This window comes from Oceanisphaera sediminis (genome assembly GCF_039539745.1).
Classification (GTDB): domain Bacteria; phylum Pseudomonadota; class Gammaproteobacteria; order Enterobacterales; family Aeromonadaceae; genus Oceanimonas; species Oceanimonas sediminis.
The window spans coordinates 119,575-140,385 of the sequence record NZ_BAABDS010000036.1 but is presented as its reverse complement, the minus strand read 5'-3'; the positions used below and the strand labels follow the sequence as shown (position 1 = coordinate 140,385).

Here is a 20,811-nt window from a genome sequence, read left to right as displayed (position 1 = left end):
GCAATGCAAACACAAGGTTCGCAATGCGAACTTTTAGGTTCACTCAGGGAGGCAAACACTCATGGCCCAATTCATGAGCTTGCACGACGCAGTTGCTCGCTATGTCCAGGATGGCGCTACTATCGCCATGGAAGGCTTTACCCATCTGATCCCCTTTGCGGCGGGTCATGAAATCATTCGGCAGGAAAAGCGCAAGTTGACGCTGATCCGCATGACGCCCGATATCCTCTATGACCAGTTGATTGGTGCCGGCTGTGCCGAGCAGCTGATTTTTTCCTGGGGTGGCAACCCGGGGGTCGGCTCCCTGCACCGGCTGCGCGATGCGGTGGAGAAGGGCTATCCCCAGCCGCTCGAGATTTTCGAACACAGTCACGCGGCCATGGCCTGTGCCTATGAAGCGGGTGCCGCCGGTCTGCCGCTGGCGGTGTTGCGCGGTTACATCGGCAGCGATCTGCCCAAGGTCAACCCGCAGATCCGTTTTATCGAATGCCCCTTCACCAATGAGCGGCTGGCGGCGGTACCCTCGGTGCGACCCGATGTCAGTATCATTCATGCCCAGCGTGCCGACCGGCAGGGCAATGTGCTGGTGTCCGGCATCGTCGGGGTACAGAAAGAAGCCGTTCTGGCGGGCAAGCACAGCATTGTGACCGTTGAGGAAATCGTCGATGACCTGCAGGCCGAGCCGAATGCCTGTGTGATCCCGGGCTGGGCCATCGACGCCATTGCCGAAGTGAAAGGCGGCGCCGCGCCGTCTTATGCCTACGGCTATTACCCGCGCAACAACAGCTTCTACAAGGAATGGGATGCGATCGCACGGGATCGCGACAGCTTCAATAACTGGCTGCAAGAGAATGTCTACAACGCAGGAGGGCAATCATAATGACACTCGAATTCACTTCTTCCGAAATGATGACGGTCACCGCCGCCCGCGCGCTGAGCAACGGCATGACCTGTTTTGTCGGCATCGGCCTGCCCAGCGAGGCGGCCAACCTGGCCCGACTGACCCATGCCCCCGAGGTGGTGCTGATTTATGAATCCGGCACCCTGCAGACCAGGCCCGATATATTGCCGTTGTCCATCGGTGACGGTGAGCTGTGCGAGTCGGCGCTGACCACGGTGGCGGTGCCCGAGATGTTTCGCTACTGGCTGCAGGGCGGCCATATCGATGTGGGTTTTCTCGGTACCGCGCAAATAGACAAATTCGCCAACCTCAATACCACCCTGATCGGTGACTACCAGTCGCCCAAGGTGCGCCTGCCCGGTGGCGGCGGTGCGCCCGAGATCGCCAGCAACGCCAAGGAAGTGTTTATCACCCTGAAGCACTCGCCGCGTGCCTTTGTGGAAGCGGTGGACTTCATCACCACCCTGGGCTATGGCCGCGATGGCAAGGGCCGTGATGATGTGCCCAACATCGGACAGGGTCCGACCAAGGTGATCACCGATCTGTGCGTGATGGCCCCTGATGCCGACACCAAGGAGCTGACCGTGGTGTCTCTGCACCCGGGCGTGACCCGCGAGCAGGTGAGTGAGGCCACCGGCTGGCCGGTACGCTTTGCCGACGAGCTGGCGCTGACCCCCGAGCCGAGCGCCGAGGAACTGGTTATTCTGCGTGAACTCAAGGCCAGAACCGCCGCCCATCACGCCAAACCCATCTCCCAGGAGGCCGCACAATGAAGCCGGTTTATCTGTGTCATCCCCGTCGCAGCGCCATCGGTCGCTTCGGCGGCACCCTGGCGGCGGTGCGTCCCGACGATCTGGCGGCCCAGGTGTTCAAGGCGGTACTGGCCGAGGTGCCGGCGCTGGATCCGGCGGCTATCGACGAAGTGATCATGGGCTGTGGCAACCAGGCCGGTGAAGACAACCGCAACGTGGCACGCATGTCGTCCCTGCTGGCCGGTCTGCCGGTAAGCGTACCCGGCACCACCATCAACCGCCTGTGCGGCTCGGGTATGGATGCGGTGGGCACGGCGGTGCGAGCCATCAAGGCCGGTGAGCTGGATTTGGTGCTGGCCGGCGGCGTGGAGTCCATGTCCCGCGCGCCCTATGTGATGGGCAAGGCCGACTCGGCCTTTACCCGCGGTCAGAAAATAGAAGACACCACCATCGGCTGGCGCTTTGTCAATGCGCAGATGAAAGCCCAGTACGGCGTGGATTCCATGCCGGAAACCGCGGAGAATCTGGCCGAGCAGTTCAATATTTCCCGGGAAGATCAGGACGCCTTTGCCGCCCGCTCCCAGGAGAAGGCTGCCGAGTCCCAGCGCAATGGCCGCTTTGCCGAAGAAATCGTGCCGGTGGAAATTCCCCGCCGCAAGCAGGAGCCGCTGATCTTCGCCGACGACGAGCACCTGCGCCCGGGCACCACCGCCGAGAAACTGGCCAAGCTGCCGACGCCGTTCCGCGCCGGTGGCAGCATCACCGCCGGTAACGCCTCGGGCGTGAACGACGGCGCCGCCGCCATGCTGATCGCCAGCGAAGACGCGGTGCAGCGCCACGGCCTCAAGCCGATGGCCCGTATTCTGGGCATGGCCACCGCCGGGGTCGAGCCGCGCATCATGGGCATAGGCCCGGTGCCTGCGGTGCAGAAGCTGCTGGAACGTCACCAGTTGACGATGGATGACATCGACCTGTTCGAGTTCAACGAAGCCTTTGCCGCCCAGGCCCTGGCCTGCATGCGCGAACTGGGGCTGAACGATAACGACCCGCGGGTGAACCCCAACGGCGGCGCCATCGCCCTGGGTCACCCGCTGGGCATGTCCGGCGCCCGTTTGCTGCAGACCGCCGCTCATGAACTGCATCGGCAGAACAAACGTCTGGCCCTGTGTACCATGTGTGTGGGCGTGGGTCAGGGTATCGCGACCCTGATTGAACGAGTTTAAGAGCTAAGGCCCAAGGCTGTCTTTTAGTGATAAATCGTTGAAGGCAATCGCAATACGAAGCAGCAGCGCGGTTGCGCTCCGCCGACACGCTTCAAGCCATCCTTGGGCGCTCGTCAAATGCCATCCCTGGCATTTGACGGTCGGCTACGGCAATCCCCGCTACTGCTTCGTGATGCTGCTGTGCGGTCTGTCAGATACGGGCCGTCAACTCGGAGCTCAGCCAAGGAGGGCAAAGCGTACCTGCTTTGCTGGCCCTCTGCGCCATGGCCGACGAAAGTACACGGTATGACAAACAACAATAACTTGTGATTAGGATCCAGGGCCCAAGGCCCAAGGCCCAAGGCCCAAGGCCCAAGGCCCTAACTATTTGGAGGCTGAATGTCTTTTCTGGAAATTAACGGTCGTGCCGTCGGCTACCGCCTGCTGGGCGATCCGGCGTTGCCGCTGGTGGTACTGGCCCACCCGCTGGGCATGAGCCAGGCGGTGTGGGATGAATTGCTGCCCATTCTGCTGCCCCACTACCGGGTGCTGAGCTGGGATCTGCCCGGCCACGGCAGCAGCGCGGCCTGGAACGGGAATGAAATCACTCCCGCCGCTCTGGCGGCGGAAGCCCTGGCCCTGGCCGAGGTGGCCGGCGCCGAGCGGTTTCATTTTGTCGGCACCTCCATCGGCGGCGTGATCGGCCAGCAACTGCTGAGCGCCCACGCCGAGAGGCTGCTGTCCGCCACCCTCACCAATACCGGTGCGGTGATCGGCACCCCCGAGGCCTGGCAAACCCGGGCTGCGGCGGTACGCGAACAGGGTCTGGCCATTATGGCGGCAGACATAGTGCCGCGCTGGTTTGGTCCCAACGCCTGTGAGGCGCAACCGGCGCTGCTCAAGGGCTGGAGCACCATCATGGGACGCGGCGACGCCAACAGTTATGCCTTGTTGTGCGAGATGCTCGGTGCCTGCGATTTCAGTGATCGGCTGGGTGAGCCTGGCGTGCCGCTGCTGCTGGTGGGAGGCCGCGACGATGTGGCCACCCCGCCGGAATCCCTGGAACACCTGGCCTGCTGTGCCGAAGCCGGTGAGCCGGTGATCCTGGACAAGGTGGGCCATGTGCCTTCGGTGGAAGTACCGGCCCGGTTTGCCGAACTGCTGCTCAAACGGGTGAGCTAACCCTCAACGATGGCGCCCCTGCCTGCTGGGACGCCATCGTTATCCACTGCAAGGTTCCTGTCTGCCGCAACCTCAGCCCAGAACCGGAAAGAGATAACTCATAATGGACTCCTATGAAGCTGGTATTGTTCGCGCAACCTGCCCGGGTTCTCATACCAAAACGGCGTTGATCACCTCCATTTGTACCACCATGATGCTGCTCATCGCCCTCTCCATTCGGCTGGGGGGGGAGGATGGCGTGGCGCTGACGCTGTCTCTGTCGGGTGCGCTGCTGGCTCTGGCTACGGCTTGCCTGGCCCTGCGGTTGCCGGCGCGTATTGTCTACCAGGTGGCTGCGAAGCCCGTCGTGGTTGAAACACCGCCGGTGTTGCCTCCGGCGGTGGTGCCCGTGCCAACCGCCGATCCGGTGCCCACTTCTGTCTACCCTCAACGCCTGCTGGCACAGCTCGACCAACTGGGTGCCAACGCCGGGCTGATCCTGGAAGAAATGGCACAGGCCGGCATGCTGGCCCAGCAATCCGGTAACAAGGTGGCCGAGACCGCCCACAGCATCCGCGCCTCGGAGGCCGCGATCCGCTCACTCGCCGGTGATATGGAGAAGATCGATCGGGTATTCAATCAGTTGCAGGATCAGTCCGCCGAGATCGGCGCCATCGTGGGCAATATTCAGGATATCGCCAAACAGACCAACCTGCTGGCCCTCAATGCCTCTATCGAGGCGGCCCGAGCGGGGGAACACGGCCGGGGCTTTTCGGTGGTGGCGGACGAGGTCCGCAATTTATCCCGCCGTGTGAACCAGTCCAGCGAACAAATTCGGGAGATTGCCGAGAACCTGGGGCATTCCGCCACCAGTGCCCGCACCGGGCTGGAGAACATCGACCAGTCCCGTGGTACCTGTTTGCAGGAGGCCGGCCAGGCGCTGGCCGCGATTGATGACATTCAGGCGGGCGCACAGACCCGCATGGAAATTGTGCAACAGGTCACCCAACGCGTGGGCCACCAGCAGTCGCTGGTGGCGGAGGTGCTGGCGGACATGGCCGGCCAGCACCGGTGGAAGCACTGATTAACGGCAACATCCTGGTGGCAGGATCTTGTCACAAAAATGAAAAAGGGCCTGCATGCGCAGGCCCTTTTTACTCAGGGAGCGGGCTTGTCTTCCGGTCGAAGTTATCCCAGTACGGCGGGTCGCCGAAGTATCCTTCCATAAAATCGATAAAGCATCTGACCTTGCTGGCCAGCAGTTTTCGGTGCGCGTATACGGCATACAGGCCCATGGCATTCGGTTCGTATTGCGGAAGAATCACCTTGAGTTTGCCTTCGGCAATGGCCGCACCGCAGATAAAGGTCGGTTGAACGATAATGCCGGCCCCTTCGACGGCGGCGTTGACCAGCACTTCCCCGTTGTTACAGATCATGTCACCGCTCGGTTCATGCCCGGTCGGCCGTAGCCACTCATTGGCGGGGAAGCCGGCGTTGTCTTCCATGTAGCTGTAGCGCAGATATCGGTGATTTTTCAGCTCATCCGGGCTGGAGGGCATGCCGTGCTGTGCCAGGTAAGCCGGCGCGGCGCACATGACCAGCCTGACCGGAGCGATTAATTTGGCAATCATCGACGAGCTTTTCAAGTGACCGATGCGCAGCGCTATGTCGAAGCCTTCTTCCACAATATCGACCTTCCGGTCATTCAGTTGTAAATCGATACTCACCAATGGATGAGCGCGCTGAAAGTGACAGATAAGGGGAGCCAGATGCAGGGTAGCGAAAGACACCGGTGCACTGATGCGTAGCTGTCCCCGAGCGCCTTGCTGCAGGTCATTCAGCTGACTGTCCATGTCGTCGATATCATCCAGTACCTGTTGGGCACGCCGGGCATAACGATGACCGGCTTCGGTCAAATGTACCTTGCGAGTGGTGCGATTAAGCAGGCGTGCTCCGAGCCGCTCTTCCAGTCGCGACACATATTTACTGACCAGCTGCGGCGACATGTCCAGCCGCTCTGCCGCACGGGTGAAGCTGCCTTCGCTAACCACGGTAATAAAGGCACGCATGGCATCGATACGGTCCATGAAAGCTCCTGACGAGAATGAAAACTTCATTATCAACAATTTGTTTATAATTAGGAAATAAGAACGGTATTAATCTTTACAGATAGGGCTAGTAAAGTGTTTCTCATACCTGAATAGCTACTTTCAGAAACACTCAAACATGACCTTTATTCGAGGAACCCCCATGAAAAATCAATTTGCACGGACATTGTTCAGTAGTACCGGCGGTTATGCAGCACTGGTGCTGCGGGTACCGGTCGGGCTCATTCTTGCGGCCCATGGCGCTCAGAAACTCTTCGGCTGGTTCGGTGGCTATGGTCTGGAAGGGACCGGACAGTGGCTGGCGAGCATCGGTATGGAACCGGGCTACCTGATGGCCCTGCTGGCCGGTGGTGCCGAGTTCTTTGGCGGTTTGGCGCTGGTGCTGGGCCTGCTGACCCGTCCGGCGGCACTGGTGTCGGCCTTTACCATGCTGGTGGCCATTTTTGCCGTGCATATCGACAATGGCCTGTTCATGTCCAACAACGGCTACGAATATGCCCTGACATTATTCGCGGCCACACTCGCCTTGGCTGTTCAGGGCGCAGGACGGTTCGCGCTGGACAAGGTGCTGCTGGAGCGTTTCGGTGGTGCGGGGAACGGGCTGCGTACCGACGCATGATAATCCCTGACGTGATCACGACACGGCAATAGCGGTTGGACTGGTGCGCGCTCATAAGTGGAGCGCGCTTCTGTAATGTACAGGAATATGAATTATGTTGGTTAACGGTGTTTGGCAAGAGAATTGGCAGCCGGTACAGGCTAAAGACGATGAGGGGCGGTTTATTCGCCAGGTTTCGCCGTTTCGGCACTGGATCACGCCGGATGGTACGCCTGGCCCTACCGGCTCTGGTGGCTTCAAGGCCGAGAAAGGGCGTTATCATCTTTATGTCGCCTATATTTGCCCCTGGGCGTCGCGGGCGCTGATGGTCCGCGAGCTGAAAGGGTTGCAGGATATTATCGGCGTCACCGTCGTCAACCCGCGGCTGACCGATCAGGGCTGGCAGTTCGGCGGCTACCCGGGTGCCGACGAGGATACGCTTAATGGCGCGCGCTACATGCATGAGTTGTACACCCGTGCGGATCCCGAGATTTCCGGTCGTGCCACCGTGCCGGTGCTGTGGGACAAGCAGACCGGGACCATCGTCAATAATGAGTCTGCGGATATCCTGCGGATGCTGAACAGCGCCTTTGCAGGAATAGTGGATTCGGGCCCGGACCTTTACCCGGAGGACCTTGCCGGCGAGATCAACACTCTGAACGACTATATATATACAGATCTGAATAACGGTGTTTATCAGGCCGGTTTTGCGTCCAGCCAGCAGGCTTATGACGAGGCTTACGGTAAAGTGTTTGCCGCGCTGGATGAACTCGAGTCGCGGCTGGCCGATGGGCGCCTCTACCTGTTCGGTGACCGTCTGACGGAAACCGATGTGCGGCTGTTTGTGACCCTGGTGCGCTTCGATGCCGCTTATCACGGGCTGTTCAAATGTAACCGTAATACCCTGCGGGCCATGTCGTACCTGCACGCCTACATGCAGCGGATCCTGGCGCTTGAGGGTATCGCCAACACGGTGAATATCGATCATATCAAGGCGGGGTATTATTCCATCAAAGCCCTGAACCCCAGCGGGATTGTGCCGGCAGGGCCCGGTGCAATATAACCTCGGTCACTGGAATCCTTGACCGACGCTAAGAGAGTAACCGCCATGAATGTAAAACCGGATGTTCTGTTCATTTCTCACGGTGGCGGCCCTATGCCGTTGCTGGGGGATCCGGGCCATCGAGAGATGGTGGCTCGGCTCACGGAGATTGCCGGCCTACTGCGCAAGCCCTCCGCAATACTGGTTATCAGTGCTCACTGGGAGGAAGCGATACCGACCATCACCTCGGGGGCCAACCCGTCTCTGATCTATGATTACTTCGGTTTTCCGCCTGAGTCCTACGACATCAAGTATCCCTGCCCCGGTGAGCCTGTACTGGCGGGGCAGATCCACGAAGTGTTGGAACAGGCCGGTATTGCTGCGCGGCTCGATGAGCGGCGGGGCTTTGATCACGGCCTGTTTGTGCCACTTAAACTGATGTACCCGCAGGCAGATATTCCGTGTGTGCAGTTGTCATTGGTCAACAGCCTGGATGCCACTACGCACCTCGCGATCGGCCGTGCGTTACAGGCTCTGGATTACGAGAATCTGCTGGTGATTGGCTCCGGTTTCTCCTTCCATAACATGCGCGCCTTCTTTGCGCCAAATACCCCGGAGATTCAGGCCGGTAACGAGGCGTTCGAAGACTGGCTGGAAGAAACCTGTACCCGTGTAGGCATGGAGGAATCGGAGCGGGCGGAGCGATTTACGCATTGGGATCGCGCCCCCTGTGCCCGATTCTGTCATCCTCGTGAGGAGCACCTTCTGCCGCTGCACGTCTGTTACGGGCTGGCGGAAAAGCCCTGTGATGCCCATATCTCGGTAACGGTCCTGGGGAAAAAGTCGGGAATGCTGTATTGGGGAGCGGAGTCTCTGGCTGATTTATCCACTGAAGTAGCAGGCTAAAACGAGCACAAGTCATCATGCTGACTCTAAGGTGTCAGCAGACCCTGGCACCATGAGGCGAAAACCCCGTCATTCATGAAGTGGGGCTTCGACTTGCACGCTGCACCATCAGGCAGGAACCCCGATGTTCCGAAAGTATCACTCGGTAATAAATCGGGGGCTTTTGTCAGGTGACCGTCGAGTCAGCTCCGGATTAGAGTCAACAAGCCGTTCCGTGCATGCTTTCGCTGGAGCAAAGCTGGTGTGGAAGGCGTTGAAATTATTGATTACAACTAGGAGGTCACGCATGCAGATTATTGATGCGGTAACGCCTGGCGAACAACTGAAAAAAGAATATCTAGAACCCATCGGTATTTCTCAATACCGTCTTGCAAAAGAAATAGGGATACCGGCACAGCGCATTGGACAGATTATCGCCGGCAAGCGTTCAATAACCGCAGACACTGACCTCCGGCTCTGTCGTTTCTTTGGTTTGCCCAATGGTTATTGGTTACGGGCTCAGGCGGCTTACGACACCGAGATGGCAGAAAATGCCCTTGAGGAGCAGCTGAAGAATATTCGGCCATGGAATTTCGCGCCACAAATGGGCAGGGCATAACCAACGGCTAAGTAATGCGGTATAACAGGTGTGGTTCTGTCGTCATTCCCGGCGAAGGAGGGAATCCAGACATGTGGCGCAGAACGGTCAGACTGTGGTTCGCCTGCAAAGACACTGGATCCCCGTCCCCGCCTTCGCGAGGGTGACGATAAAGGCAAGCTAGCCCCAAAATCCACATCAGCTATAGGATATTGCTTAGGCCCGCTGACTGGCGACCCATTGGGTATAGCCCGTCAGGTACTTCTGCAGAAAATCGCGGGTACTTTCATCAATTAAGCGGCCTTCCTCATCAAAAGCGGTATGCGCACAAGCCAGGGCAAAATCCGGAGTCAGATACACTGGCGTCAGGGTCGCCGCAAGAATATCGCGCAGATGAACCTGAGCTCGGGCTCCGCCAAGAGTACTCATCGAACTGCTCATCACGCCGGTGGGCTTGCCACGCATCACCGAGTTGAACGCCGGCCGCGAAGCCCAGTCAATGGCATTTTTCAGTACACCAGGAACGCTGTAATTGTATTCCGGGGTAGCGATCACAAGACCGTCAGCCTCGGCGATGGCATCCAGCAAAGCCTGCACCGGTGCCGGTTTGGTGTCTCCATCCAGATCGCCGTTGTAGAGGGGGATGTCAGCAATATCGAACAACTCGATTGATGTACCTTCATCGACAAACTCTGCAACTGTTTTCAGTAGTTGGGTATTGAGGGATTCTTTACGTAAACTGCCACTGATGGCCAATATCTTCATCGTATTATTCTCCTGTAGATAAATTCTGATCTTGTTTAGTCTTATTGCAGGAACTTACAGCATGCGTTTTAGCGTGTCGTCCCGATGAACAAAGTGGTGGGTCAGAGCCATGCCGATGTGACCGATAATCAGCACGGTCAAGGCCCAGGCCAGCGGTGAGTGCAGGCTGCCGATAGTTGCGGCCCAGGCAATTTCATCACCTTTGGCAAAGATCTCAAGGCCGAATGCGGTCAGGCCATATCCACCGCCCAGCATGACCATGATACCGGTAAGCGGCATCAGCAGCATGCCGGCAAAGAGCAGACCATGGCCGGCTTTAACCAGCCTGGCGGTGGCAGGATCCTGGGCGGGGCGCTGATGACGCTGGGTCATCACCCACACCAGGCGAAGCACGATCATTACCAGCAGTAAGGTACCGATGGACACATGCCAGGGTACCAAGGTTTCACCTACCCAGTGTTCGCCCTCGGCGATACGATCCCCGAACTTGAGTAGCTGCCAACCGATCAGTGCCGCCATTAACCAGTGAAAGGTTTTACTGACGCTGCCATAGCGTTCTTTTGAGTCATGTTTCATGTTCTGCTCCTGTGTTGAGTCGTCGTGATTGCAGCTTACTGTTACCCTTCGCCAGCAAGCCCTTCCTTGCCAGCTTTTTTCCTGTGGTTGATGGGGCGTTATGCAATACTCTCAACGATACCCCCCTCCACCCGCAGCGCCGCGCCAGTGGTGGCGCTGGCCTGAGGGGAGGCCGCATAAATACACAGATTGGCAACTTCCTCCGGTGTGGCGAAGCGCTTGAGCAATGTTGAAGGGCGGTTCTCTGCCAGGAACAGGGTTTCCATTTGTTCCGCTGTCACGCCACGTTCCTTGCCCATTTCAGCCATCATGGCCTGAGCACCTTCGGTACGGGTAGGCCCGGGTAATATGGTGTTAACGGTCACGCCACTGCCGGCCAGTACTTTGGCCAGACCGCGAGAAAAGCCCTGCAACGCCGCCTTACTGACGCCGTAGTGCACCATTTCAGCCGGGATATTGAGCGCCGATTCACTGGAAATAAACTGGATACGACCCCAGCCGCGTGTTTGCATGCCCTTCGCGTAGTGTCGGGCCAGGCGCACACCGCTCATCACATTCACCTGAAAGATCTCTTCCCAGGCATCGTCGTTAATGTCGAAGAATGGACAGCCGCCATAGATACCCAGGTTGTTGACCAGGATATCGGTTTCCGGAAGGGATTCGATGATCGTTTGACAGCCTACCGCCGTTCCGGCATCGGCCACTATGCCGCCGACATCGTCACGGCCGCTGGCTTGGCGAATGTAATTCAGAGCCGTGTCCACCTTGGCTTGGTCGCGACCAACCAGGGTAACCTGGGCACCGGCTTTGGCCAGCCCGGTGGTAATCGCGAGGCCAATACCGGCCGTAGAGCCAGTGACTAGCGCCTGCTTTCCAGAAAGTTCGATGTGCATAAGTGAGCTCCTACCGTTTTGCATGGATTGTGAATATCTTGCCGACGTTAAGGTTAAGGTTAAGGCTCAGCCAAAACGGAATGCCGATATCTGTGTCTTGAGTACCTGTTGTGTCACCGATTGGTCGGATAAATTCTGTGTCGCAGTCATCATCTCGTTCTTTGCCTCTGCGATCCGGTATAGGGAGGTGGAATCACTATATTATTACTCTTAAAGTAAGAGAAGATGCTACCTTTAGGTAACTCTTCCTACTGTGGGTATGAAATAAGTGTTAGATCGATTTACTGGCATGCGGGTTTTTGTGCAGGCTATTGCTCAGGGCAGTCTTTCTGCGGCGGGCCGTGTCCTGGAGATGTCTCCCGCCATGGCGACCAAACATGTGGATGCATTGGAAGCGAGACTGGGCGTCAAACTGATGCATCGCACGACGCGACAACTGACTCTGACCGACTCTGGCACTGAATACCTGGAAGCCTGCCAGCGCATTCTGCAAGAGCTCGATGAAGCCGAAGCCGAAGTGACCGCGCAACGAGTTGAGGCTGTGGGCCGATTGCGCATGAACGTGCCTTTATCTTTCGGGACCCGCTTTATCGCGCCCTTGTTACCGGCCTTCAGCCGCCGATATCCACTGGTTGAAGTCGAGTTGGGGCTCAGCGATTCGCAGCAGGACTTAATACAAGAAGGGTGGGATCTGCTCGTTCGAGTTGGATATCTCGGCGATAGCACGCTCAAAGCGAGGCGATTAGGAGATTGCCCGATGCGGGTGTGTGCGTCACCGCAATACCTGGCGCGGCATGGCACTCCTCGGCGTGTTGCTGAACTGTCCGGACATAACTGTCTCAGCTATACCCTGTCTCGGCGGCAGAATAAAGGCAGCTGGTTTTTTGGTCGTGAAGGTGACATTCAGGTACGCGTGAAAGGCAACCTAAAGGCCGACAACGGCGATGCACTGCTGGCCGCAGCGCTGGAGGGGCAGGGGGTGATCTATCAGCCACATTTTATCGTTTCCGATGCGCTGGCTAGCAATGCACTGGTTGCTCTGGAACTCGACCACCCTCCTATCGACTTGGGAGGCCTGTATGTCCTCTTCCCCCCGGATCGCCGCCTGCCAGCAAAAGTAAGAGCGATGATCGACTATCTCGTTGAAGTATTTTCAGAATCGCCCTGCCAACAGCCATAGAGTGGACACTATAAACGTCTAAGCGATTCCACTGGGAATTCGGCCGCTGACACTATGGCGAACATACATAGTTGCGCCCTTGCAACTCCGATTATTTTACCCCCAGTCGTGGTGAAGCGGGCTTCTTGCAATCCACCGTGTTTGCCAGAGCTTCGCTGGGCAAAAAAAGCCGCTACAGCAGCAGCGGCTTATATCCCCAGGGTTTACGGGGCATTCAGTAAGAATGACTGAATGAATGTAAATTATGCGGTGTAATTAGAACTTGATGGACTCACCATCCTCTGGAACCAGTACTCGGTCCTCGATTTTTTGTTCCTTCACAAATTCATTCAGTTCCTTGCGGCTGAGTGACATGTGGTTAACGGCATCCATATGCACTGCCACAATCGCGGCTTGAGGCGCAGCATCATACGCTTGACGAGTGTCCTGCTTGCCCATAATGATGGGATGCTCTTCAAAACCGGTCATAAGAGCGCTGCCGGTGTTGAGGATGACCATATCAGGCTTATCCTGTTCCAACACTTCACTCACTTCAGGTCGCCAGACTGTGTCGCCAGCTAAATAGACTGTTTTAAACTCGGGAGCAGAAAACACCACGCCCATGACCGAACCCAGAGACTCCGCAAAAGCAGCGTTTGCATACAGAAGATCTGAACCATGTTGCCCCCCTGTCTTCTTCATCGTCACACCATTGAACGTAGTGCTGTCATTGAGCACTCGCACGTCTTTAAAGCCTTGATCACGAATAGTTTTGGCGTCCGTTTCGTTTTGTACAAACACCGGTAGGTTCTTAGGAATTTGCTTTTGCGCAGCATCGTCCCAATGGTCCGTGTGGGTGTGGGTTACGATCACTGCTTCAACATTGTTCAGTACATCATTCACCGAGAATGGCAGCCCCACTAGGGGGTTGCGCAGCTCACTGCGGTAAGTACCTTCAAAACCCGGCCAAGCACTTTTAGGGGCCAGCATGGGGTCCACAAGGAATGTCGTACCGTCAAAATCGATTTTGACGGTGGCGTTGCGAATCAGTTGTACCTCTACCGAATTACCTGAAGGTGTTTCCGGTGCAGCCCAGGCGGAAGTAGCGGAAACTCCCAGTGATAAAGATAATAAAAGAGGACTCATAGTTTTTACTAAGTGCATGATGTGATTTCTTATGTTTTGAATGTATGGCTATTTTAAAGCATCAGCACTTAGCCCATAATTGACCCAACACTCAACTATCGAAACATTTGGGTCAAAGTATTATGTCTCAGTCTATGCCTACCGTCGCTCTCATAACCTACCCAAACTTCAGTCCCTTTCATTTTGGTGTGCCGTTCATGATCTTCAGTGCCATGCAACCCGAGCAAGCACTGTTTGATCTGAAGATAGTGACCCCGCATGGTGATATGCAAACTGCCGAGCGAGCCCTGTCAGTACAGCCAGATGGCGGTTTGGAGCTGGTTGCACAGGCGGACATCGTGATAGTGCCTGGCTGGCATGATCTGGACGCAATTCCCGAAACCGCCCTGATGGATGCCTTACACCAAGCACACCAGCGTGGCGCCTACGTGGTAGGACTTTGTTATGGCGCATATGCACTGGCCTATGCGGGTTTACTTGATGGAAAACGTGCTTCGACACACTGGATGGCTGAACAAGACTTCACACAGCGCTTTCCAAACGTGCAGCTGGATATGAATGCGTTATATGTGGATAACGACCGCCTGATCACGTCCGCCGGTACCGGAGCAAGCCTAGACTGCTGCCTCTACATTGTGCGCAAGTTCTACGGTCAGAAGATCGCCAATAAAGTGGCGCGTATGATGGTGCTTCCGCCGCATCGCGAAGGTGGTCAGGCCCAGTTTATTGAGCAACCTGTTGCGACGTCCACCCAAGATGCAAGAATCAACCAACTGTTAGACTATCTGAGGATACACTTGAACCAACCCCACTCGGTTGACGACTTGGCACAACGTGCAGTCATGAGCCGAAGCACTTTCACTCGACATTTTAGCAAGGCGACTGGTATGTCGTTGGGCGAATGGCTTACCAACGAACGGTTGCAACGTACACGGGAATTATTGGAAAGCACGACGCTGTCGGTGGAATCTATTTCAGCTTTAGTAGGATTTCAAACACCTACTTCTTTACGTAAACATTTCAAACGCAGAAACCAAGTCAGCCCAAGCGAATGGCGTCGAACTTTTGGCCGTGAATAATGATGAGGTAGAGCTGTCATCATCAATCAAAGCTAAATTGTGATGAATCATTATCATGTTCGATGTGACCCCGAGTAGGGGCTGAACAATTGGCAACGGTAACCTGACTGTCAATAATAGGCGTCAATGTTAAGTTGAAAATCACGGGTAATCGGTAGTCTTTATTTATCATCTTCTTTTATGGTTTTTCTGAAACCGTTGATGGAGCTGCCCAGGTCATGTCCTAGACCACGGAGCTTTTTTGAGCCGAATAACAGCACCAGAATAAATACCACAATAAGAAGCTGCCATGCACTAACACCACCCAGTCCCATAAGTCTATCTCCACTTTAATGACCGATATCTTCACCGTCAGGGCATGCAGGGAATAAACCACCTGTGTGCCGGTTTAAGTAACCGTACGGCATGTAAGAAACAACCGCTCTTCATATCGGCCGCCGGGACTTTCCCCTATTGTTCCGGAGGCAGATAATCTGAACGGTGGTTTCAATTAACGATTTATTCTATTTCTTCGTAGGGCAGGCCCACGTAGTTTTCCGCAATGGTTTTACGCCCGGCTTCGGAGCCGACAAAATACTCAAGCTCGGTCTGCAGCATACGTTTGGTGAAGGCGTCGTTTTCCGGGAAATCGTGCAGCATACTGGTCATCCACCAGGAGAAACGCTCTGCTTTCCAGATCCGGCGCAGACAAATCTCGGAGTATTTTTCCAGTAGTTCGGTGCGCCCTTCCTGATAGACCTTGACCAGAATACGGTACATGGTATTAACGTCACTGGCGGCCAGGTTTAACCCCTTGGCGCCGGTAGGCGGTACTATGTGAGCGGCGTCACCGAGCAGGAACAGTTTGCCGTATTGCATCGGCTCCACCACGAAGCTGCGCAGCGGCGCTATGCTCTTCTCCAGAGATGGGCCGGTTACCAGCTTGGCGGCCTGTTCGGCCGGCAGACGACTGCGGAGCTCTTCCCAGAAGCGTTCGTCGGACCAGTCTTCCACTTTTTCTGTTGTCGGCACCTGGACATAATAACGGGTACGAGTGGATGAGCGCATGCTGCACAGGGCAAAGCCACGCTCATGACGCGCGTAGATCAGCTCGTCGTGTACCGGCGGAGTATCCGCCAGCAGGCCCAACCAGCCGAAAGGGTAGACTCGCTCAAACTCGGTGAGTACCTCGGACGGAATCGACTTGCGTGATACCCCATGGAAACCGTCACAGCCGGCGATATAGTCACAGTCTAGGCGATAGGTTTCACCGTCCTTTTCAAAGGTGATATAAGGTCTGCCGGCTTTCATGTCATGAGGCTGAACGTTGCCGGCCTGATAGATGGACTTGGCGCCGCAGGCTTTGCGGGCGGCCATCAGATCACGGGTCACCTCGGTCTGGCCGTAGACCATCACGGTCTTGCCGCCGGTCAGGGTTTTCAGATCGATATGCTCCAGCCGGCCATCGAGTGCCAGTTCAAAGCCATCGTGCACCAGGCCTTCGGCATCCATCCGTTCGCTGACACCGGCTTCACGCAGCAGATCAACCATGCCCTGCTCAAGTACGCCGGCACGAATACGGCCCAGTACATATTCTGGTGTCTGGCGCTCTATAATTATATTGTCGATACCTGCCTTATGCAGTAACTGGCCCAGTAACAGGCCCGCCGGGCCAGCACCAATAATCGCGACTTGTGTTTTCATGTCTTTCTCCATGACAGATATCAATGGGTTGTTATTATGTTGTTAAGTTGTATTTTTAGTTAAATTAAGGCCGATATAAAGGGATTATTGAGGGTTGTAATTGGACTTTTTTAAACAACAGGAGAGGGTGTGAAGGAAAAAATCCCGACTTTTAAACTGTACGGAGAAAAAGGGAGTTGGATGACTCCCGATCTGTTGCATTATGAGTCTATCGCCCAGCGCAGCAGTCTGCATGATTGGGAAATTAAGCCGCATCGACACAGCGATTTATACCAGTTTCTCTATGTGCAACAAGGGCAAGTTGAGCTTAATATTGAGGGTGAAATCAGCATAGTTGAGGGGGGAGTATTACAGTGGATCACGCCTTTGTGTGTGCATGGTTTTCGTTTTTCTCAGAATGTACGTGGAGGAGTACTGACCCTGGCAATCCCCCTGGTTTCTCGTTTCGAGGAGAGCATGAATATGCCGATAGCTTTTGGTGCCTCTTCGCTTATTTTGGAGATAGGAGAGGATCGCACGTTTCTTGATTCTCTGTTTACATCGTTGGAGCAGGAATACAGCCACTATACTCCGGGAAGGGAGCTAGCGTTGGAAGCCTGGATTAACTTGTTGCTGACTTGGTTGCAACGGCGAAGTATCGAGCAGCATGCGTTCAGCGAGCCGCGCCCGAAGGGATATGCCTATTTTGCTCGTTTTTCCAGCATGGTAGAGCATCATTATCCTGAACAATGGTCGGTACAAAAATATGCAACAACTCTGGGGGTCTCGGTGGTACGGTTGAATACCATCTGCCATCAGGTGAGCAAACAGACGGCGTTGCAGTTTATTCATCAACGACAGTTGCTGGAGGCGAAGCGCAGCCTTATCTATACGGCCATGACCGTAGCACAGGTCTCTGACAGTTTAGGGTTCAGTGAGCCGGCTTATTTTTCTCGGTTTTTTAGAAGACTGACAGGGCTCTCACCCAGCGAGTTTCGACAGGCTGGAGTCGGGCAATTAAGCGGGTTAGCAGGCCCTAGCGTTACCCATGAATAAACTTTATTCGGGTCGGCTGCCGTTCCATGACCGCTGTAATAGAGCCCGAATCGCTTTACGTTCTAGTGGTCGGGGATTCCAGTAGGGGTTCTTGACTACAATATCGGCGGCATAGTCCAGCTCGCTTTCCTTCAATCCCAGATCCTTCAACGCTATGGGCGCTCCCAGACTGACGGCAAAGTCATAGAGGCCATCGCCGATATTATTGCCGAACAGCTTGGTTATTGGTGTCAGCGTCTCGGCTGCTGCAATGGCGTTATAGGCGATGGTATGTGGCAGCGTGATTGCGTGGGTGGCTGCATGAGGCAGGTTGAAACTGCCGCCCAGGGTATGGCACAGCTTGTGGTGCAGAGCCATACCGACGCTGCCGAGTACGGAACCGCATAGCCAGGCACCGTAAAGGGCATCGGTACGCGCTTGGATGTCGATTGGGTTTGCAACGATAAGGGGCAATGCGTGTTTTAGGGTACGAATCCCCTCGATTGCCATCAAGGAGGTGACAGGGTTACGGTTCAGGGCATAGAGTCCTTCCACCGCATGAGCCATGGCATTGAGACCACTGGTGATACTTATCTGGACCGGCAGGCTCAGAGTCAGTTCGGGGTCGTAGATCACGACTTCGGGCAAGATGGAGATATCACTGACCGTGGTTTTTATCCTATTTTCGGTCTGACCCAGTACCGAAGTGACTTCGGAACCGGCATAGGTGGTGGGCACCACCAGCTGCGGTGCGTTATTACGATAGGCGATGGCCTTGCCCAAACCAATGGTGGAGCCACCGCCGAGGGAGACGACACAATCGGCACCGCACGCAGCAAAGATGGTCATGGCTTGCTCGGTGACCGCCACCGGGGTGTGCATGATGGCGTTGGTGTAGATACCGGCACTCAGGGTGCACAGTTGTTCGCTCAAGAGCTGGGCATTGGGGTGCTGAGAAGGAGTAGATAACACCAGGGCCCGGGTGCCACCCAGTCGGCGTAGTTCCTTGGCTATCTGCCGGATCGAGCCTGCTCCGAATACGATGCGGGCAGGGTTGCTCGTGTAGACGAAAGATTGCGCCATAACATCCTTTTGTTATCAACGTGAATGATGCAGACCCGGCCTCAAATCCCCTTGACGTCGGGCCCTGCTGGTTTAGAACACCTTGGTCATATTGATTCGGAATAGGTCACCCTGCGGGCCGTTTTTGACTTCATATTCATTCAGGTAGGCGGCGCTCATGCCAAAGCCCAGGTTCGGCCAGAAGTAGCTGGCCTCCAGGCCCAGAGCGTGCTTTTCCCGCTTGCCGGGCACGGAATCGCCGCCGGTGTTTTCTTCCAACTGCCAGCCGTCATAGCCGAGCAGTCCCAGCTGTATACCGTTGTCCAGGCGCTTGCCCAGCCCCCATTCCACCAGCCAACTGTCGCCTCGGTCGATACCCTTGTCGTCATCGAAGTTGATTTCGTAACGAGATAGTGCCGAGAAGGACCAGGTCTTGGCCGCGTCCGGATAGAAGGTGCTGCCGAGGGTGATCATGGTGCTCTTGTACCCCTTGCCGGGGGAGGTCGGCTCGGAGGTGCTGCCGGTGTCAAACCAGACCCCGGAGGCAAATACGGCATCCCATTGCTGACCATGCCAGCCGAGGATAACCGGACCGACAAAAATATCACCCACGCCGCCGTCTGAGCTGTCGATACCGGAGATATTGAAATCCAATGAATTATGCAGGATAGGAATGATGATATCGAAGCCGTAGTCGGCATTGAGAAACTTCTTGTCGGTAATATGGATAAAACGGTTGGCTAAGGCGGTGACCGAACCTGTGTTGTTACCGGGTACAGCGTTGCCATTGTTGTCGCTAAGCTGGTTGATTTCGTACCGAACAGCGTAGCCACGATAGTAGGTGCCGGGTGGGGGTACGGACGATCCCTTAACCTCTGCGACCCCGGGTACATAGTGGCCGGTTACGGCCAGGGCTGCGCCGGGAGTACATAGCAGTAAGGCCATGAGGGCCTTTATCTTAAAGCTGTTTTTCGGGTTCGGTGAATAGGCTGGGTGATCACTTTTCATACGAGTTTCCTTACTGTGGAAAGTTGCAACTTTATTCATGGGTTCACCTCGATGGTGTTAGTTGTCAGCGTCCTTGCAGTTACCGAACTACTGAAAATTTATAAATATTGGTTTCATTGATACAACAAAAATAAAACAATTGATCGGTGGTGAATAATGAATAATGAGCCCTTTACTATATTTGTTTCGATATAGTAAAGGGCCGGCAGCGGGAATAGTTGAAGGTTATTGGAGGAATAACAACAGCACTGAAATAGTGAAGAAGGCGGTGACTGTGGTCAGCATCAGGGCACTGGCGGTGAAGTTGCGGTGTCCATACTGACTGCCGAAAATGGGATAGATGCTCATCATCGGCATCGCTGCCAGCAGGATAGCCGCCAGTTGCAGTTCGGGCGCGAAGGGCGGCAGCAGCCAGATCAGTAACGCCACCAGCAAGGGATGGACAAGCAGTTTGCCGACCAGAACCGGCGTGATGCCGACGAGCTTGCCCTTGAGCGGACTGCCGACTAGGGAGGCGCCGATCATGAACAAAGCGATCGTCGCCGAGGACTGGCCCAGCATTTTCAGGGTGGTGTTGACCGCTTTAGGCAAGGTTATGTCCAGGGTCGAAATCAGGAGGCCGGTAGCGATGGCGATGACCAGCGGGTTGCGGAGTATTTGTTTAGGCAATTTGAGTAATACCCGGCCCAGGGACAGGCCGGTACTGCGCGAGGCATGGAACTGCAGCAGCGTCATCGATAACGGTATGATCAGCAGGGCCTCGACCAGCAATGCCATGGAAAAGGCCTTGCCAGCGCTGCTTTCCACTACCTGTAACAACACGGGAAAGCCGAAATAGGGGGTGTTGGGCATGGTCATGCCCATGGCCTTCAGGGAGGCGAGCACCGGCTCATTGCCGAGTACCTTCCGGGTCAATAACAGCCCCAGCCCCATCATCAGTAGCGTACCCAGACCATAGGCCAGCATAAAGCCAGGCTCGATGATCTCTTCGATGTCCATGGAACCCAGGGTACTGAGGATCAGCCCCGGCATGGCAAAGTAGAGTACAAAGCGACCCAGGCCGGGGATTGCTTCATGGGGGAGCATGCGCCAGCGCACAGCGGCGTAGCCGATAGCAATCAGCAGGAAAATGGGAGCGGTAATGGACACTATGGCCAGCAAGAGTATCTCCATTTATGT

General features: G+C 55.8%; 22 protein-coding genes. 12 read left to right on the top strand and 10 right to left on the bottom strand.

Translation table 11 applies throughout. The features are described 5' to 3' along the window. Positions 1 to 61: 61 nt before the first annotated feature. The 5 genes from ABD827_RS11845 (at position 62) to ABD827_RS11825 (ending at position 5,100) form a co-directional block, all read left to right on the top strand. A complete protein-coding gene (locus tag ABD827_RS11845) occupies positions 62 to 880 on the top strand; it encodes a CoA transferase subunit A (RefSeq protein ID WP_344964970.1) in 819 nt (272 codons plus the stop codon). Further along, positions 880 to 1,674 carry a CoA-transferase subunit beta gene (locus ABD827_RS11840; RefSeq protein ID WP_344964969.1) on the top strand — a complete coding sequence of 265 codons (795 nt, stop codon included), beginning with the start codon at positions 880 to 882 and terminating at the stop codon, positions 1,672 to 1,674. The genes ABD827_RS11845 and ABD827_RS11840 overlap by 1 nt, the downstream gene beginning before the upstream one ends. Next, positions 1,671 to 2,876, top strand: coding sequence for a 3-oxoadipyl-CoA thiolase (pcaF, locus tag ABD827_RS11835; RefSeq protein WP_344964968.1), 1,206 nt, complete (start codon positions 1,671 to 1,673; stop codon positions 2,874 to 2,876). Before ABD827_RS11840 ends, pcaF begins: the two co-directional genes overlap by 4 nt. 378 nt (positions 2,877 to 3,254) lie before the next feature. Next, positions 3,255 to 4,037: an alpha/beta fold hydrolase gene (locus ABD827_RS11830; protein WP_344964967.1), complete on the top strand. Its 783-nt coding sequence runs from the start codon at positions 3,255 to 3,257 to the stop codon at positions 4,035 to 4,037. A 103-nt stretch (positions 4,038 to 4,140) separates the two neighbouring features. Continuing rightward, on the top strand, positions 4,141 to 5,100 hold the full coding sequence (locus ABD827_RS11825) for a methyl-accepting chemotaxis protein (RefSeq protein ID WP_344964966.1): 960 nt from the start codon (positions 4,141 to 4,143) through the stop codon (positions 5,098 to 5,100). A 70-nt stretch (positions 5,101 to 5,170) separates the two neighbouring features. Here ABD827_RS11825 and ABD827_RS11820 read toward each other — a convergent pair whose 3' ends face one another. Then, positions 5,171 to 6,103 carry a LysR family transcriptional regulator gene (locus ABD827_RS11820; RefSeq protein ID WP_344964965.1) on the bottom strand — a complete coding sequence of 311 codons (933 nt, stop codon included), beginning with the start codon at positions 6,101 to 6,103 and terminating at the stop codon, positions 5,171 to 5,173. A 163-nt stretch (positions 6,104 to 6,266) separates the two neighbouring features. On the opposite strand from ABD827_RS11820, the gene ABD827_RS11815 reads away from it, so the two are divergent. The 4 genes from ABD827_RS11815 (at position 6,267) to ABD827_RS11800 (ending at position 9,268) form a co-directional block, all read left to right on the top strand. Then, positions 6,267 to 6,743 (top strand): DoxX family protein, encoded by a 477-nt coding sequence (locus ABD827_RS11815; RefSeq protein WP_344964964.1) that lies wholly within the window; start codon positions 6,267 to 6,269, stop codon positions 6,741 to 6,743. Positions 6,744 to 6,837: 94 nt separating this feature from the next. Continuing rightward, positions 6,838 to 7,785, top strand: a complete 948-nt coding sequence (locus tag ABD827_RS11810; RefSeq protein ID WP_344964963.1) for a glutathione S-transferase family protein — start codon at positions 6,838 to 6,840, stop codon at positions 7,783 to 7,785. Between the two features lie 45 nt (positions 7,786 to 7,830). Further along, positions 7,831 to 8,670 (top strand): DODA-type extradiol aromatic ring-opening family dioxygenase, encoded by an 840-nt coding sequence (locus ABD827_RS11805; protein WP_344964962.1) that lies wholly within the window; start codon positions 7,831 to 7,833, stop codon positions 8,668 to 8,670. A gap of 286 nt (positions 8,671 to 8,956) precedes the next feature. Next, positions 8,957 to 9,268: a HigA family addiction module antitoxin gene (locus ABD827_RS11800; protein WP_344964961.1), complete on the top strand. Its 312-nt coding sequence runs from the start codon at positions 8,957 to 8,959 to the stop codon at positions 9,266 to 9,268. A 195-nt stretch (positions 9,269 to 9,463) separates the two neighbouring features. On the opposite strand, the gene ABD827_RS11795 is transcribed toward ABD827_RS11800, so the two are convergent. The 3 genes from ABD827_RS11795 to ABD827_RS11785 all read right to left on the bottom strand — a co-directional run bounded on the left by ABD827_RS11795 (position 9,464) and on the right by ABD827_RS11785 (position 11,481). Then, a complete protein-coding gene (locus ABD827_RS11795) occupies positions 9,464 to 10,012 on the bottom strand; it encodes an NADPH-dependent FMN reductase (RefSeq protein ID WP_344964960.1) in 549 nt (182 codons plus the stop codon). A 54-nt stretch (positions 10,013 to 10,066) separates the two neighbouring features. Beyond that, positions 10,067 to 10,588, bottom strand: coding sequence for a cytochrome b (locus tag ABD827_RS11790; protein ID WP_344964959.1), 522 nt, complete (start codon positions 10,586 to 10,588; stop codon positions 10,067 to 10,069). Positions 10,589 to 10,686: 98 nt separating this feature from the next. Further along, positions 10,687 to 11,481: an SDR family NAD(P)-dependent oxidoreductase gene (locus tag ABD827_RS11785; protein WP_344964958.1), complete on the bottom strand. Its 795-nt coding sequence runs from the start codon at positions 11,479 to 11,481 to the stop codon at positions 10,687 to 10,689. 268 nt (positions 11,482 to 11,749) lie between these two features. Here ABD827_RS11785 and ABD827_RS11780 point away from each other — a divergent pair, with 268 nt between their 5' ends. Further along, a complete protein-coding gene (locus tag ABD827_RS11780) occupies positions 11,750 to 12,661 on the top strand; it encodes a LysR family transcriptional regulator (protein ID WP_344964957.1) in 912 nt (303 codons plus the stop codon). A gap of 255 nt (positions 12,662 to 12,916) precedes the next feature. On the opposite strand, the gene ABD827_RS11775 is transcribed toward ABD827_RS11780, so the two are convergent. After that, a complete protein-coding gene (locus ABD827_RS11775; RefSeq protein WP_344964956.1) occupies positions 12,917 to 13,804 on the bottom strand; it encodes an MBL fold metallo-hydrolase in 888 nt (295 codons plus the stop codon). 116 nt (positions 13,805 to 13,920) lie between these two features. Between ABD827_RS11775 and ABD827_RS11770 the strand changes: the two genes are divergently transcribed. Continuing rightward, entirely contained in the window at positions 13,921 to 14,865 is a 945-nt protein-coding gene (locus ABD827_RS11770) for a GlxA family transcriptional regulator (RefSeq protein WP_344965061.1), read from the top strand. Between the two features lie 161 nt (positions 14,866 to 15,026). On the opposite strand, the gene tatA is transcribed toward ABD827_RS11770, so the two are convergent. Next, positions 15,027 to 15,179: a twin-arginine translocase TatA/TatE family subunit gene (gene tatA, locus ABD827_RS11765; RefSeq protein ID WP_344964955.1), complete on the bottom strand. Its 153-nt coding sequence runs from the start codon at positions 15,177 to 15,179 to the stop codon at positions 15,027 to 15,029. A gap of 184 nt (positions 15,180 to 15,363) precedes the next feature. Beyond that, the gene (pobA, locus tag ABD827_RS11760; protein WP_344964954.1) at positions 15,364 to 16,548 is read right to left on the bottom strand and encodes a 4-hydroxybenzoate 3-monooxygenase; all 1,185 of its coding nucleotides are present in this window, start codon (positions 16,546 to 16,548) and stop codon (positions 15,364 to 15,366) included. Positions 16,549 to 16,677: 129 nt separating this feature from the next. On the opposite strand from pobA, the gene ABD827_RS11755 reads away from it, so the two are divergent. Next, a complete protein-coding gene (locus ABD827_RS11755; protein ID WP_344964953.1) occupies positions 16,678 to 17,583 on the top strand; it encodes a helix-turn-helix domain-containing protein in 906 nt (301 codons plus the stop codon). Between the two features lie 3 nt (positions 17,584 to 17,586). Here ABD827_RS11755 and ABD827_RS11750 read toward each other — a convergent pair whose 3' ends face one another. The 3 genes from ABD827_RS11750 to ABD827_RS11740 all read right to left on the bottom strand — a co-directional run bounded on the left by ABD827_RS11750 (position 17,587) and on the right by ABD827_RS11740 (position 20,805). Next, positions 17,587 to 18,645 carry a maleylacetate reductase gene (locus ABD827_RS11750; RefSeq protein WP_344964952.1) on the bottom strand — a complete coding sequence of 353 codons (1,059 nt, stop codon included), beginning with the start codon at positions 18,643 to 18,645 and terminating at the stop codon, positions 17,587 to 17,589. Positions 18,646 to 18,717: 72 nt separating this feature from the next. Continuing rightward, complete coding sequence (locus tag ABD827_RS11745; protein ID WP_344964950.1) at positions 18,718 to 19,671, bottom strand: SphA family protein; 954 nt, start codon at positions 19,669 to 19,671, stop codon at positions 18,718 to 18,720. 186 nt (positions 19,672 to 19,857) lie between these two features. Continuing rightward, entirely contained in the window at positions 19,858 to 20,805 is a 948-nt protein-coding gene (locus tag ABD827_RS11740) for an AEC family transporter (protein WP_344964949.1), read from the bottom strand. Positions 20,806 to 20,811 lie beyond the last annotated feature (6 nt).

Coding starts and splice junctions, on each gene's coding strand:
- ABD827_RS11785 (WP_344964958.1), bottom strand. CDS start 11,481: ATGCACATCGAACTTTCTGGAAAGCAGGCGCTAGTCACTGGCTCTACG.
- ABD827_RS11775 (WP_344964956.1), bottom strand. CDS start 13,804: ATGCACTTAGTAAAAACTATGAGTCCTCTTTTATTATCTTTATCACTG.
- ABD827_RS11790 (WP_344964959.1), bottom strand. CDS start 10,588: ATGAAACATGACTCAAAAGAACGCTATGGCAGCGTCAGTAAAACCTTT.
- ABD827_RS11830 (WP_344964967.1), top strand. CDS start 3,255: ATGTCTTTTCTGGAAATTAACGGTCGTGCCGTCGGCTACCGCCTGCTG.
- ABD827_RS11820 (WP_344964965.1), bottom strand. CDS start 6,103: ATGGACCGTATCGATGCCATGCGTGCCTTTATTACCGTGGTTAGCGAA.
- ABD827_RS11845 (WP_344964970.1), top strand. CDS start 62: ATGGCCCAATTCATGAGCTTGCACGACGCAGTTGCTCGCTATGTCCAG.
- ABD827_RS11825 (WP_344964966.1), top strand. CDS start 4,141: ATGGACTCCTATGAAGCTGGTATTGTTCGCGCAACCTGCCCGGGTTCT.
- ABD827_RS11800 (WP_344964961.1), top strand. CDS start 8,957: ATGCAGATTATTGATGCGGTAACGCCTGGCGAACAACTGAAAAAAGAA.
- tatA (WP_344964955.1), bottom strand. CDS start 15,179: ATGGGACTGGGTGGTGTTAGTGCATGGCAGCTTCTTATTGTGGTATTT.
- ABD827_RS11750 (WP_344964952.1), bottom strand. CDS start 18,645: ATGGCGCAATCTTTCGTCTACACGAGCAACCCTGCCCGCATCGTATTC.
- ABD827_RS11770 (WP_344965061.1), top strand. CDS start 13,921: ATGCCTACCGTCGCTCTCATAACCTACCCAAACTTCAGTCCCTTTCAT.
- ABD827_RS11815 (WP_344964964.1), top strand. CDS start 6,267: ATGAAAAATCAATTTGCACGGACATTGTTCAGTAGTACCGGCGGTTAT.
- ABD827_RS11810 (WP_344964963.1), top strand. CDS start 6,838: ATGTTGGTTAACGGTGTTTGGCAAGAGAATTGGCAGCCGGTACAGGCT.
- ABD827_RS11740 (WP_344964949.1), bottom strand. CDS start 20,805: ATGGAGATACTCTTGCTGGCCATAGTGTCCATTACCGCTCCCATTTTC.
- ABD827_RS11745 (WP_344964950.1), bottom strand. CDS start 19,671: ATGAATAAAGTTGCAACTTTCCACAGTAAGGAAACTCGTATGAAAAGT.
- ABD827_RS11840 (WP_344964969.1), top strand. CDS start 880: ATGACACTCGAATTCACTTCTTCCGAAATGATGACGGTCACCGCCGCC.
- ABD827_RS11795 (WP_344964960.1), bottom strand. CDS start 10,012: ATGAAGATATTGGCCATCAGTGGCAGTTTACGTAAAGAATCCCTCAAT.
- pcaF (WP_344964968.1), top strand. CDS start 1,671: ATGAAGCCGGTTTATCTGTGTCATCCCCGTCGCAGCGCCATCGGTCGC.
- ABD827_RS11805 (WP_344964962.1), top strand. CDS start 7,831: ATGAATGTAAAACCGGATGTTCTGTTCATTTCTCACGGTGGCGGCCCT.
- pobA (WP_344964954.1), bottom strand. CDS start 16,548: ATGAAAACACAAGTCGCGATTATTGGTGCTGGCCCGGCGGGCCTGTTA.